The 14407-nt window shown below is 42.7% G+C and carries 9 protein-coding genes and 1 pseudogene; all 10 read right to left on the bottom strand.

Going from position 1 to position 14407, the window contains the following annotated elements; translation table 11 throughout:
• Positions 1-13: 13 nt before the first annotated feature.
• Positions 14-544: a YaeQ family protein gene (locus AC6CHI_RS01625; RefSeq protein WP_498119158.1), complete on the bottom strand. Its 531-nt coding sequence runs from the start codon at positions 542-544 to the stop codon at positions 14-16.
• Between the two features lie 61 nt (positions 545-605).
• The gene (locus tag AC6CHI_RS01620) at positions 606-1616 is read right to left on the bottom strand and encodes a CobW family GTP-binding protein (protein WP_498119157.1); all 1011 of its coding nucleotides are present in this window, start codon (positions 1614-1616) and stop codon (positions 606-608) included.
• 135 nt (positions 1617-1751) lie between these two features.
• Positions 1752-2438 (bottom strand): GntR family transcriptional regulator, encoded by a 687-nt coding sequence (locus AC6CHI_RS01615; protein WP_498119156.1) that lies wholly within the window; start codon positions 2436-2438, stop codon positions 1752-1754.
• Positions 2439-2453: 15 nt separating this feature from the next.
• Complete coding sequence (gene uca, locus AC6CHI_RS01610) at positions 2454-6053, bottom strand: urea carboxylase (protein WP_498119155.1); 3600 nt, start codon at positions 6051-6053, stop codon at positions 2454-2456.
• Positions 6054-6069: 16 nt separating this feature from the next.
• Positions 6070-7911, bottom strand: coding sequence for an allophanate hydrolase (gene atzF / locus AC6CHI_RS01605; RefSeq protein ID WP_498119154.1), 1842 nt, complete (start codon positions 7909-7911; stop codon positions 6070-6072).
• 331 nt (positions 7912-8242) lie between these two features.
• Positions 8243-9418 (bottom strand): OmpP1/FadL family transporter, encoded by a 1176-nt coding sequence (locus AC6CHI_RS01600; protein ID WP_498119153.1) that lies wholly within the window; start codon positions 9416-9418, stop codon positions 8243-8245.
• Positions 9419-9540: 122 nt separating this feature from the next.
• Positions 9541-11178, bottom strand: coding sequence for an arylsulfatase (locus tag AC6CHI_RS01595; protein ID WP_498119152.1), 1638 nt, complete (start codon positions 11176-11178; stop codon positions 9541-9543).
• A 91-nt stretch (positions 11179-11269) separates the two neighbouring features.
• Entirely contained in the window at positions 11270-12520 is a 1251-nt protein-coding gene (locus AC6CHI_RS01590) for an anaerobic sulfatase maturase (RefSeq protein WP_498119151.1), read from the bottom strand.
• An 835-nt stretch (positions 12521-13355) separates the two neighbouring features.
• Positions 13356-13622 (bottom strand): PAAR domain-containing protein, encoded by a 267-nt coding sequence (locus tag AC6CHI_RS01585; RefSeq protein WP_498119150.1) that lies wholly within the window; start codon positions 13620-13622, stop codon positions 13356-13358.
• A gap of 22 nt (positions 13623-13644) precedes the next feature.
• Positions 13645-14340: pseudogene (locus AC6CHI_RS01580) on the bottom strand (OmpA family protein); the annotation flags it as partial.
• Between the last annotated feature and the right edge of the window lie 67 nt (positions 14341-14407).

Here is a 14407-nt window from a genome sequence, read left to right as displayed (position 1 = left end):
CCTTAAATACCGTTTACTGTAACTGAATCCACTCAATTTGTGCTTGGGCATGATCACCAATTAATGTCCATTCGCCATCCATCACATTTAATTGTAGCTGCATGGTGCGCTCACACAATTGCTGAATGGCTTCTGTGGTTGCTGGCGTTAATTGCCAGACTTCGACATTGCGCAATGTTTTCAATTTGCTGTTGCGTTTGTACCATTCTTCTACAGATGTACCATAGGCGATTACCGCCACCGACTTACAACGGGCACTGGCTTTTTTAACCTTATCTTCATCTGGACAACCCACTTCAATCCATTGAACCAATTGCCCCGTGAGGTCTTTTTCCCATAGCGCGGGCTCATCGGTTTCAAAGAGATCTTTGGTAAATTCCAGCTGTTCCGACGCATAACGGGAAAATGCCAAAATCCGTACCATTAAACGTTCAAGGGTTTCTGAAGGGTGCAATGCCATGGTGAGTTGATAATCACCATATTGGTGAACATCCATATTGGCAATGTTCAAATCTGCTTTGTAAATTGTTGCTTTCAGCGCCATGAAAAGTTCCTCAAATTTGGCGCCTAGCATATAAGATTTAACACAATTTTGCTGAACAGTTTTAATCCGTTTCCGTATCTATACGGCAAGCAAGTAACTGAGTTTCAAATAAAGTCCAGTCTCGTTCAGTTTGTACAATCACTTCAATACGGTTATCTACATTTTCAGGTGCAGACTGATAATTGAATTGATTCGGATTAAAATTAAAACTTTTCCAGCCCTGATTGGTATTGAAAATGCCTTTAATTCGAAGCCAATCCTGTTGTTCGCATAACAAGTCTAGCAAATCATAAAAATCGAATTGCCAACGTTTGGAAAATTTCCAACCTGCCACACTATAGCCTTGCGCTGTTTCGACATAATGGTAAGGCAATTGCTTAATTTCAGGTAAAGCATCTGTATTGCTATACTGCTTTTGCAATTGAATTAAGGGTTGAATTTTGCGTTGTATGCCTTGAAATGGCACATCAATTTCGGCCAATTGGAGTTGCCCTAAATCGGGTTTTAACCATGTCTGGGCATACGCTGCATATTCTTGCTGTAATTGCTTTAAAGCTTGTTCATCCGCAGCCTGCATCTGTTCTACGTGAGAAATCACCACAATCTGCGCGGCTTTGAGCTGATCGGCATACAGGTTTTGCTTGACCCATTCTTGCTCATGCAAGCGTGAACCATCCACCACCGTGACTAAAGCGCGCATCTGAATTTGACTTTGCCAATGCGGTTCCGTCAGTTGTTCTAACAGTTGGGCGGGATGTCCCAAACCTGTCGGTTCTATGAATAAACGGTCGGGTTTCGCTTCAGACAACAAACGCGATAACGCAATTTGCATTGGTAATTGACTGCTGCAACACAAACAACCACCTAACAGTTCTTTGACCGCATAACCTTCGTCTTGTGGAAGCAGGTTTTGATCGACCCCAATCTGCCCAAACTCATTCATCAACACCGCCCAGACTTCACCTTCAGGCTTTTGTGCCAATACACTGTTCAATAAGGTCGTTTTTCCCGCACCGAGAAATCCAGAAATAATATGGGTCGGTACGGATTTTTGTGGGGTCAACAGTTTCAAAATGAGATGCTCGCAAGCCAAACGAAAAGTGAAGATTAATGTAATAGTATAACAAAATCTTTACTTTTGCTGCATGCACATCTTAGCAACTCATCTGCCGTCGAATGTATTTTTAAACGGATCTTGAATAGACACTTAAACAAACTGGCTCGGATCAAGCATATGTAAAGTAATCTTTTTCACCTCATCTCGACTTTGCTGAATATGGGTGACTATTGCCGCAATAGCATCTTCAGTTTTTTTCTCAAAAATCAGTTTTAAAATATGTTGATGTTCCTGATAAGTCGCTTCAATCCGGTACTGTTTCGAAAAATCTAGACGGCGGATAATCCGTATTTTTTCACTTAAATCACGATGAATTCGCGCCATCTCATGATTACCTGCTGCACGAAGCAAAGCACAGTGAAAATCTTCATCCATTTGCGAGAGTTGCTTTATGTCATTCAGATAATCTTGTGGTTCCACCATCCAAATTGCTTTCAGTCTTGTCAACTCACTGGATTGCTCACAATTCTGTTGTGACAATTTATAAATGGCCTCTTTTTCCAGCACAATCCGTACATCATATAGTTCTTCATAATAGCGGAAGTTCAGTGGTCGGACTTGCCAACCACTGCGGAAACTGACCTCGACATAGCCTTCTTGCTGTAAGCGATACAAAGCTTGCCGAATCGGAGTTCGGCTCACTGCATAAACTTGAGCAAGTTCAGACTCAGTAAAACGCTCACCTGGCATGTATTTAAAATCAAAGATATCGTTTTTAATACGTTGATAGACCTGCGCGGACAAACTGTCTGCACTTTTACTTGTCGCGCTTTTCATTTCCTATACTCAACTCTATTCCATATACACCAAAGGTTCTCCGCTGTGTACGGTCTGCCCCGCACGACAAATGACTGCTTTAACGATGCCATCTTCAGTCGCATACACAGGCAACTCCATTTTCATGGCTTCAATAATAGCAACTGTTTCACCTTTTTTAATCTCCTGTCCTGACTCAACAAAAATTTTCCAGATATTACCTGTCATAGAAGCATTCACAGCTAAGAAATCATCAAAGTCTTCGAACTGTTGCTGAATGATTTCTTCGGGTTGTGCGCTATGTTCCTCTTTCCAACGCCCGACTTCTGAGCTGAAAGCGTGTTGTTGCTGTTGCTTGAATACTGCAATGCTTTCGGCTTCGTCCTGTAAAAATTGGGTATAACTGGCAAAATCAAACTCAGTTTCTTCAATTTGAATCTGCGCTACACCATGTGCAAAATCGGTACGCCATTGATTCAACTCTGCTTCAGTAACAGGGAAGAATTTAATTTGGTCGAAGAACTGCAAGAACCATTGTTTATCACCAAATTGTTTGTTTTGTTTAAACTTATTCCAAATAGGTAAGGTACGCCCCACCAACTGATACCCCCCTGGGGAGTCCATGCCGTAAATACACATGTACATACCGCCAATACCCACTGTACCTTCCGCAGTAAAGGTCCGTGCAGGGTTATATTTCGAACTGAGTAAACGATGACGCGGATCAATTGGTACCGCACAAGGTGCAGTCAGATAGACATCGCCTAAGCCAAGTACCAAATAATTGGCATCAAAAATAATGTCGCGGACTTGTTCACGGCTGTCTAAACCATTAATCCGTTGAATAAAATCGACATTGTTGGGCAACCACGGTGCTTTGGCGCAGACACTTTCCTGATAACGCTTCACAGCGCCCAAAGTCGAACTGTCCTCAAATGCCATTGGCAAATGCACAATCCGAGATGGAATTTTTAACTGGCTTAAATCTCCCATTGAAGATTCCAACTCAAGTAAATGTGCAATCAATTGTGGCTGTGAAATCACCAGACCATCATATTTAATTTGCAGTGAGCGTACCCCAGGCGACAGTTCTAAAATGCCGTTTTGGTTCGCGCTACGAATCATTTGCATCAATTGGTGCACGCGTAAACGCAGCGCCAAATCTAATACATTTTCACCATATTCCAGCAGAATATAACTGTCTCCTGCCTGACGGTAAATTGTTTTTGGTGTTGTTGCTGTTTCCTCACGTAAAGCCAGTATGGTGCTACCTAGCTCGATTTCTGCTGGTCTTTCTGCAACCATTTGAGCCGTAGCAAAATGCTCAATCTGCTCAATTTGCTGACGTTCTAAAGCATTGGCTTGCTCGACTGTCATCGGGTAAAAACTAATTTTATCATCAGCTTTTAATTGCCCTACTTTCCACAGCTCTGCTTTGGCAATCGTTACTGGACAAACGAAACCACCCAGACTTGGACCATCTTTTGCCAAGATCACAGGAAAATCCCCCGTGAAGTTAATTGCCCCAATTGCATATTCACAGTCATGTACATTGGAGGGATGTAAGCCTGCTTCACCACCATTTTCACGCGCCCAACTTGGAGTTGGACCTGATAAACGGACACCTAAGCGGTTGGAGTTAAAATGTACTGTCCATTCAGTTTGGAAAAACTCTTCAATATATTCCGCTTTAAAGAAATCAGGAGCGCCATGCGGACCATAGAGCACACCAATTTTCCATTCATGCCCATAACGTGGAATCAAATCGCATGCGAGATCTTGGGGTTCGGCTGTGGCTAAAGTTAACCCAACATGCGGCATATCAGGATCAACCAGTTTAATCATATCGCCAGTACGTAATGTACGCCCTGCATGTCCGCCAAAGTTACCTAAAGCAAAAGTTGCACGACTGCCTAAATATAGCGGGACATCTAAACCATGACGTACAGCCAAATAAGTTCGACATCCTGAATCCACCTGACCCAGTTTAAGCACCTGCCCCGCCTTCACCTGAATCGCCGACCAAAACGCAACAGGTTGATCATCCAATGTGGTGACACATGGGGCACCTGTTAATGCAATCGTAGTTGTCGCGTGGAACTTGAGTGTAGGTCCTAATAAAGTGAACTCAAATCCTGCCGCATTTTGTGGATTACCTACAATTTTATTCCCCAATTGGAAAGCATAATCATCCATTGGACCTGAGGGTGGCACACCAATATCCCAATACCCTGTCCGTCCCGGATAATCTTGAATCGAGCTTAAAGTTCCCGGCTGCAAGACTTCAATTACTTTTGGCACATAAGTAAAATCATCTAACATCCGTGTCCAAATGTTCATCTCGGCAAAACGCTGATCGGCAATAACAGCACGGGCATAATCCAAATTGGTACTGATACCATTAAGGCGTGTTTCGCTCAGCACTTGCTGTAATTTTGCAATCGCTTGTTCACGGTTTTCCGCATGCACAATGATTTTGGCAATCATCGGGTCAAAATATTGTGAAATTTCTGTGCCCGTCGCAACCCATGTATCCACACGAGCGTGTTCAGGAAAATAAACTTCAGTTAATACCCCCGGACTCGGTTGAAAGTTTTTCACAGGGTCTTCTGCATAAATACGCACTTCAATCGCAGCGCCTTGCGGCTGAATATTCTGCAATTTTTCCCAATCTAAGCCATCACCCGCAGCCACTTTGAGCATACATTCAATTAAATCCAGTCCTGTTACCATTTCTGTCACAGGATGCTCGACTTGTAGACGAGTATTTACTTCCAAGAAATAAAATTCATCACGCGCAGCATCATAAATAAACTCGACGGTGCCCGCACTACGATAGTTAACCGAAGCACCCAGTTCTACTGCCGCTTGATGTAACTTCTGACGTGTCGCTTCAGGCAATAATGCAGCGGGGGTTTCCTCCACCACTTTCTGGTTACGGCGTTGTAAGGAACAGTCACGCTCACCTAAAGCCACTACTTGACCCAAACCATCGCCAAAAATTTGGACTTCAACATGACGTGCTTTATCGATAAAACGTTCTAAAAACACGCCTGCATCTTTAAAAAATTGTTCACCTAAACGTTTGACACTGGCATAAGCATCTTGCAGTGCTTCAGGCGTATCACAGCGGGTTAAACCAATACCGCCTCCTCCTGCGGTGCTTTTCAGCATAATTGGATAACCAATTTCTGCCGCAGCAACCAATGCTTCTTCTAAACTATTGAGCAAACCTGTACCCGATGTCATTGGAACATGCGCAGCAGCAGCCAATTCACGTGCACGATGTTTCAGACCAAATTCCAAAATCTGTTCGACAGTTGGTCCCATAAAAGCAATATGGTTGGCTTCACAGGCTTGTGCAAATTCAGCACTTTCAGACAAAAAACCATAACCTGGGAAAATTGCTTCAGCACCTGTTTGTTTTGCAGCAGCAATTAATTTTTCAATTGATAAATATGTCTCAGCAGGTTTGGTTCCCTGTAAGTCCACTGCAAGATCAGCATCTTGAACATGCTGCGCATAACGGTCACTGTCCGAATACACAGCAACACTGGTGATTCCTAATTTTTTTAAGGTACGTATTGCACGTACAGCTATTTCACCACGGTTGGCAATTAATACAGTTTTAAACATGAGCGTTCCTATTTTTTTAATGTGTTATTTGTAGTTGTTGTGCATTACGATGCTGAATATAGGCGCGCCAGCCCCCAAAATGACTGATGTTTTCAGCATCGGCTAAACCATAAGGCTCGCAAATAAACCCCTTGACCCAGCGCCCATCACTGAGCTCAACATTGCCCATGCCCAAAGGCGTTGGAATTTCAGCGACAAACTCACCAAACCTTGCTGTTGGCACATCCCAAAGTTCGACAATAATTTCCTGTCCCTGTGCTTGACGTGCTAAACCAGGTTTTGGCGGAATCGTGCCATTCAAAGCATATAGGGCATAATGGGCTGAGGTTTTCGTGGTTTCCACATGTACGGCTTGTCGGGTCGTCAACTGGAAATTCAGAGGCATTCCTGTCAAATGTGCTCCCACTACCGCCACACGAATATGCTGCGCTGATGGTGCAGAGATTGACTTTACCTTTTCAGCGTAAGGACGTCCTGTCGCCCCTAGAGGGAGTTGCAGATGTTGCTGCCATTGGCATCCAAAATCTGCCAAAGCACGGTCATGCCATGCAGGGGCAATCAAGCTGATGCCAAACGGCAAACCATCACCACGGAATCCCGCAGGTAATGCCAAAGCACTTAAGTCCGCCAAATTGGTAAAGTTGGTATAAGTGCCAAAATGTGAGTTGTACTGAATTGGCTGCTGCTGCATTTCTGCTAGGGTATGAATGGTCGGTGATGTTGGCACAACCAAGGCATCGAACTCAGACAGTAACTCTTGAATTTGTCGCGCCAAATCATGCTTCAAATATTCGGCTTTATAGGCATCGAGTGCCGTATAGTGCTTGCCTTGCTGAATGATTTCTAAAACGGTTGGATCAAATGCTTCTGGTGCTTGCTCTAATATGGCTTCGACGGCCACTGTACGTTCAGCCACCCATGAACCTTGATAAAGTTGGGCTGCCAATTGTTCAAAAATCGAAAAATCTATTTCGGTCAACCTAACATTCATCTGTTTTAACTGCGCAATTGCTTGCTGAAAAGCTTGCTCTGCCTGCACATCACCGAAGAATTGCAAAGTTTTTGGAAGGGCAAAATTCAGTCCTGCCGAGAATTTGGCGGGCGCTGTTTTTGGGTTATGGCGTGAATAGCTATCACGTACATCAAATTGTTCCAATACCTGTGCTACCGCTTCAGCATCGGTTACGGTCAGAGCAAATACCGAAATACAGTCAATACTTTTACAAGCGGGTAATAGACCATAATTCGAGAAGCGCCCTTTGCTTGGTTTTAACCCTACAATATTATTGAATGCCGCAGGAACTCGCCCCGACCCTGCCGTATCGGTTCCCAAGGAAAAAGGCACCAAACCACGTGCCACTACACTTGCAGAACCTGAGCTTGACCCGCCACTGACATATTCGGGATTAAAACTATTTTTGACAGCGCCAAATGGCGACCGTGTGCCCACCAAACCCGTTGCAAATTGATCCAAGTTGGTTTTCCCAACCACAATCGCGCCGGCTTGCTTAAGTAAACGCACAGTTTCAGCATCTTCAGTGACAATTGAGTTTAACGCTTTACAGGCAGCAGTCGTGGCGAAACCGTTGACATCAATATTGTCTTTCACCGCAAAAGGGATACCGTATAGTGGGAACTGTTCCCATAAGGACTGGCTGTGAAGACTTCTCTGTTGCAATTCCTCAATTTGCTGTTGCAATACAGCTGCTGGTGCTATGGCAATCCAAGCCGTATCTTGAGGATCAAACGACTGCACCCAAGTGATTAAATCTGCGAGTTGAATCTGTTGTTTAATATAAGCCTCTTGCCATTCATGAATGGTCCAGCCCAAAGCTTGAAGTCTACTCACTTTATGCATCCTATCTTGTATACAAGTTAAGATACTGAAAGCGAATTCTATGCCAATTATATTTTTTGTTTAAAATCAAATAGATATTACAATTTACTTTATAGTAACTTCAACACAGCATTTTTAAAGATCGAAATATGCCTTGTTATCGCTCGCCCACCCTCGCTCTGCACTAAAATTATTGCAACTTGAATCAGTCAGTCAAATTGCCCTAGCTCTGTAGCTACCTAGGTTCAATCCAGCATATATTGCCACTGATTATTTAATATCCAATAAAAAATTCCCTTCCTCCATGTTTCAGGAAGAAGGAAGGACCTAAACTGGTAAAAATTAGAAAAAATTATTTTGATTTATAAGAAAGCTTCATCCCCACGATATAACCGGTATTGTCTTTGAAATCACCTACAATACGGCCATCTGATACTTCCCCTTTCGCGTCACCAAACCACATATAACGACCACCGACACTTAAGGCAACATTGTCATTAAAGTTATATCGTGCAGCTAAACCCGCACCCCAATAACCTTCAACTGGGCCTAATGTTGGTGCTGGCGCCCCTGCACCCGAGTCCCACAAACCAGATACCGATACTGCAAGGTTTGGCATGACTTTTTTACCAAGTCCGAGCTCTACCGCAGTTTGGTCATCATGGTAGTTGAGTAACGGTAAACCACTGTTTTGCAATGCATAAGCTGTGGTCGCTTTTAATGCAGGAGGATAATACGCAAAGTCTCCCCATGGCACCCAGCGAATTTTTGCAAATACAGCGGTGGTCTGATTTAGACCTGTTTGTAAGTGCAAATTCACAGATTCTGGCGTCGTAATTGTGCCTTTATTAGAATGTTCATACGGGAATTGAAGAAGATCCGCCAAAGGAACATCTTCCTTAATCATCGTTTCATGATCAATCTCAGAACGATAGGTTAATGAAGCAAGAATACCCAGCTCTGGCTTGGCATAGCTCATGCCTGCCACCCAACCGACAGCAATATCATCAAAGCTATTGTTATAACCACTTGAAGCTTGATAGGTCAAACCACGTAAATGTACATCGGCTTTAAGTTCTTGCAGTGCTGGACCAGCATAGATCATGAAGTTTTTATTGAGGTTATAACCCAATAAAGTCGTGAGATTTTTTGAATTGACCTCCACACGGGTACTGGCATCAGCAGCAGGTAAATTCTGTGCAATAAAGTCATTTTCACCTTCAAACTTTACTTTCGCACCGTAGGGTTCATCATAAATAACCGCGAGGCGTAAGTTCGGAGTCAAGTCCGTTTTTACCGCATACCCCAGCGTTTGAAAATCTTCTGCCATATCTGAAATATGGTGACCACTTGAGTCTGTTCCCGTAATTTCTGGGGAAATATGCGTATAGCTGACTTCGGCATAAGTGCCATTTTCAAACAAAGCATCAATTTGCTGTGGTGAACGCTCTAAACCTGCAGCGTAGGTTTGACCTGCAAATACCGACAACGTTGCTACAGCAAGGTATTTTTTCTTAATTAATTTCATCTCAACGCTAATCCTTTAGTGTAAGTTTAAATCAGTGAGTATTTTTCGGTCCTATGAAAAACACCCACAAATTCAAGATTAAATAGCTGATATCTAATCTGATGGGTTTTACGAAAGCACCATTACGGTACGTTTAAGCCGATGTCTTTAACTGGGAACTTCTTGAATGTGCTCGCATGGTAACGTACCAAATTCAAGGTACGTGGATACCCCCATTCAAAACCGTGATGGCTTGGAATTTGCTCTTTCGGATCTAAGTACAGGTTGTAAGCCCATGGTGCAGGACTGGCGACTGACAGTACTGTGGCATCAATATTCTTACGCGGTGAAGTCGTATCCATCACTTTAAAATGCACTTTAAACTCGTTCCAACGTAACGCTGCAAACTGGTTATTTGCATAGAAATAGGAGGTTTCACGATTGGATTCACCATCGTCTGCCAACAAGAAGCTCGTCTGGTCGATACCATCAAAATAGCGATCTTTTGGAATCTGGCTGCTTTGACCACCTAGAGCCACCGAGGTATTGAATAAGTCTAAAATGTCAAAGAGGCCATCACTCACGCGACCCGCTTTAATCATACCCGGCCAGTAAGCAATTCCTGGCACACGGATACCGCCTTCCCACGTGGTTCCTTTACCACCTTTCCATGGATGGAAACCTGAATCTGGCCATACATCTTCATTGGCACCATTATCTGAGGTGAAGAATACGATGGTGTTTTCCAACTGCCCTGTATCTTTCAGGGTTTTCATTAAACGCCCCACAATATCATCGACTTCGACTACACCATCTTTATACGGGAATTTGGCGGGGCTTTTGCCGGCATAACCTGGTGCTGGATAGTTGTCGTTATGCAAACGCGAGAATGAATGCACGAGGTAGAAGGGTTCATTCTTTTTCGCAGAACGACGAATAAAACCATCGGAATAATCCGCAAACTTTTGATCCAGACGGCTGATGTCATCAATCGTTTTGATGTTTTGTTCTACTTTAATCGGGCCATTTTTCATACCACTGGTAATTTGTGGTGGCTGAATTGAACGCATCGCTTCAATGCGCTCTGGATCATGAACCAAATTTGGATATAAACGCTCATCCGTCATTTCTGTGATATTTGAAATAACCTGTAAGAAGCCAAAATATTCGTCATAGCCATTTTGCTGTGGATAGGCACCATCAATTTCGCCCAAATGCCATTTACCAATCATGCCGGTACGGTAACCTGCCTTTTGCAACAGACCCGCAGCAGTCACTTCACCCTCCCATGGATTGGCTTTGAGTTTTTCACCCGTTAAGATTGGACGAGTTAAACCAGTCCGAATCGGTAAACGGCCAGTCATCATTGCCGCACGGGATGGCGTACTTAAAGGCTGTGCATAGAAAGAGGTAAAACGCATACCGCCATAGGCCAATTTATCAATATTTGGGGTTGGCGCACCGACTGCTTCACCGCCGCCGTTGGCACCAATATCACCCCAGCCCATATCATCCACAATAAAAATCAGAATGTTCGGGTTACGTCCTGTTTTCTTTTTATAGGCCTCAATTTTTTGCTGTGCAGCAGCATTTTGTGCGGGGTGAATAATCGCGGGTTCCATGTTTTCAGAAGTGATCACCGCCTTCAAAAAAGGATCATCGCTGATGGTCTTTCCTTTTTGATAGGTTGTTGGTGATGCCGCTTGTACTGTCATCATTGCAGCACATGATAATAAAGCCGTCCCGATAGACAAACACAGCTTTGACTTCTTGATACCCATGGTACCCTCCTTGACCGTTTTTTTAAGGTGTAATTATCCCTTCCGACTTACGTCAGAATTTTTTTATACGCTTCCAATTGATTGGCTTATTTCATGCAACACCGTTGTTGAGGTACTGCATCAAGACATCTTGGTCTTTTACTACTTGTCGATAAAATATTTTTAATCCTGCACACAGATAATTTAAGCCTGCCTCTCCCTCTGGCGTGTGTGTAAATCGATTTTTTGGGCATTCTCCCCAGCACAGTGCTAAGAAATCGCAACGCTTACAATATTTGGGTAAAGTCAGATATTTGTCATATGCAAACTTTTCCTGCTTTTTCGAGAACACCAAATCACCTTGATGGATGTCTCGGATATTCCCGAGTTTGAATTCTGGATAGACAAAGTGGTCGCAAGAATAAACATCGCCGTTAAACTCAACCGCGACTGCTTTGCCACAAATTTGCCCTGTGGTGCATTTTTGTGGGCCAAAGCCAAATAATTGTGAAATTACATTCTCAAACTGATCGACAAAAACGTCGCCATAATCCTTGGCGAGCCATTCTTGCCAGATTGTTGCAAGAAAATTGCCCCAATCCTGACTGTTCACCGTCCAACTGCTGACCGCTGTATCAACTTTTTTCAATGCTGATTTGGGTTGCAGCATCCAGTCAGGTTCAACTGGATCAATGCCAGCACTGAACTGAATCATTTTGGGGCGAACTTCATCTCTTAAGTATTGATAGACTTCAAGTGGATACTTGGCATTTACATCATTCACCACACATAAAGCATTAAACTCAATTTGGTAATGACGGAGTAATTCAATGGCCTTGAGCACCAAAGAGTGAGTCGGCTTATCGTTTTTAGTACGACGATAAATATCATGTAAGCGTTCTGGACCATCAATCGAAAGTCCAACTAAAAAGCCATGTTGCTGCAAGAATGCACACCACTCATCATCTAGCAACAAACCATTGGTTTGTAAGTCATTAAAAATCGCTTGATTGGGCTTCTTATATTTTTGTTGCATAGCAACAATCTGTTTAAAGAAACCTAGCCCCATTAAGGTCGGTTCGCCACCTTGCCAACTAAACACCACTTCTGGTCCAGTTTGCGCTTCAATATATTGACGGATATGCAACTCTAATACCGAAGCTTCCATACGCGGATATTTCGGTTGATTAAGGAAATCTTGCTTATATAAGTAAAAACAGTATTCACAATCAATATTGCACTGCGCACCACTCGGCTTAACCATAGAATGGAATTGGTACAATTCATTCTTATGTACCAGTTTCAATTGTGGTGAAATTGAAATATTTTCTACCGCAATTCTGTCTGTATGATTCACCATCATGGTCTAAATCCTTTTAGCAGCAATCTCTTGCAATCCTGCAAGTACTCAATATCTCAGCTATTCTCGAATTCAATATTGACGAGCTATATGTATTCGATTTCCCATCGATATTTTTTAACAAGCTGATATTTTCAAAAACACCTTCTTCATCCTGAATTATGGGGCTCTTAAAAATATAACTTGCACCTCCAACTCAATCATTGAGTCTTGGAGCCGCTTCTGAAGATTAACAGCCTTAAAGCATGGAACAACCATGCAAAAGAATGGTTGCTGAATGGTTTTGCATAAAAAAATCGGCAAGCAAGAGCAAAAAATCGGCTTTTAATCAGCGCAAAAGAAGAGAAAATAATGCCCAAAGGTTAAGTAGAAATACACATCGACTGTCGGGACTACAGCCAAATGCTGCCCCTGAGTATTAAAATTTTAATTCCAGAAGATCATTTGCAAGCTAAGCTTTCTTAAACCCAGCCTTTTTACTGCCCCTATCAAAACAATAATGTCGAATGCACTGGCCCTAAATGAGTTTAGATCAAGAGTTTTTACATGGATCAGCATGATGCTCACAGCAAACTAGCTCCTCAAAGTTTTAAAGAGTACTTGTAAATGTATCCAGCAAGATTTTGCAGCACAATTGAAAGCAGATCGATGCTTGAAAAGCCAAACTGCTGTTAGCTCAATCTGATAGAACAGCAAACAAAATCAAGTTTGCATTAGACTTCGTCACAGCAGCAATTTTTTGTCATGGCTTTGAAGCTCTATGCGTATCCCTCTAAGTTTCGGGAATATATGATCGTCAAAACTGTAATACCTCGACACATCGGTAGCCCGTTTTAGATCAGTTCGCACCCTGCACTAAATTTTGTTTGGGCAATAACTTACATCCACAAGATAAAGCATCATTTACACGAGCAACCGCTTTCCCCATCACCAGCATATGTGGATCACCAACAACAATCGTAGCAACGACTTTATGTAATGGGCATGTTGCTTTATCTCCAACACAGGCTACAGCAATACCGTCAATTAAATAGCTGGATTGACCCGAAATCACCTTCCCGCCCCCCGTTGTAGGGCAACCTACCGTAATATAAGGTGTAGCCATAATCTAATTCCTCAAAAATAAACTATAAGACTTCAAATTCAATTCTTCTATTTTTCTTTCGCCCTTCTACAGTTGCATTATCTGCGACAGGCTTTTCTGAGCCTAAACCAGCCGTACTCAAACGTTCTGCAACGATTTTCTTTTCAATCAAATACGCTTTAACGGCTTCAGCTCTCGCTAAACTTAACTGTGCATTTTTCTTTGCATCACCAGAACTATCGGTATGACCAATAATTTTGACATTTTTATTTTGTACCTGAGCTAAAGCAACCGCCATCTCATCAAGGATTTTTGTGCCCGATGCAGTCAAAATGGCACTTCCTGATTCAAATTCAACAATCCGATCTTTTAAGGCATCATCGACAACTTTCTGTTCTGATTGATTCGCAGAAAGTAATGCATTGATTCGATACGGTGGTTGCACCAAAGACTGATACATCGAAGTAATCGGTTGTATTTCACTCGGATTATTCAATTTTCCAGTTAATTCGACCTGCGTGCCTTTTACCGCCAACTTTCCAGCACTGACTTTTTTTAAATCAGGCGTAATGACACGCGTCACCAAATCATTCCATCCGTTTGGTACAGCAACCGCACGAATTTGGACTTTATCTACCACCTGATCTGCACCATATACCGCATATAATTTTTGTAAAATCGCCTGTTTACTGGCTTCATTCGGAACGACACCTTCAACAATAATTGGCTGTGCATAAGCCAAACAGCTGCAATATAGTCCAACACTAAACATTAGTGAGCTAAATAGTTTTTTATTGATTGCATTC

It is taken from the genome of Acinetobacter sp. GQ146 (genome assembly GCF_059758585.1).
This window is presented reverse-complemented; position numbering and strand designations above follow the sequence as displayed.

Excerpts from the sequence above, each read along its gene's own strand:
- AC6CHI_RS01615 (WP_498119156.1), bottom strand. The coding sequence starts at position 2,438 with ATGAAAAGCGCGACAAGTAAAAGTGCAGACAGTTTGTCCGCGCAGGTC.
- AC6CHI_RS01625 (WP_498119158.1), bottom strand. The coding sequence starts at position 544 with ATGGCGCTGAAAGCAACAATTTACAAAGCAGATTTGAACATTGCCAAT.
- AC6CHI_RS01590 (WP_498119151.1), bottom strand. The coding sequence starts at position 12,520 with ATGATGGTGAATCATACAGACAGAATTGCGGTAGAAAATATTTCAATT.
- AC6CHI_RS01595 (WP_498119152.1), bottom strand. The coding sequence starts at position 11,178 with ATGGGTATCAAGAAGTCAAAGCTGTGTTTGTCTATCGGGACGGCTTTA.
- AC6CHI_RS01585 (WP_498119150.1), bottom strand. The coding sequence starts at position 13,622 with ATGGCTACACCTTATATTACGGTAGGTTGCCCTACAACGGGGGGCGGG.
- AC6CHI_RS01600 (WP_498119153.1), bottom strand. The coding sequence starts at position 9,418 with ATGAAATTAATTAAGAAAAAATACCTTGCTGTAGCAACGTTGTCGGTA.
- atzF (WP_498119154.1), bottom strand. The coding sequence starts at position 7,911 with ATGCATAAAGTGAGTAGACTTCAAGCTTTGGGCTGGACCATTCATGAA.
- uca (WP_498119155.1), bottom strand. The coding sequence starts at position 6,053 with ATGTTTAAAACTGTATTAATTGCCAACCGTGGTGAAATAGCTGTACGT.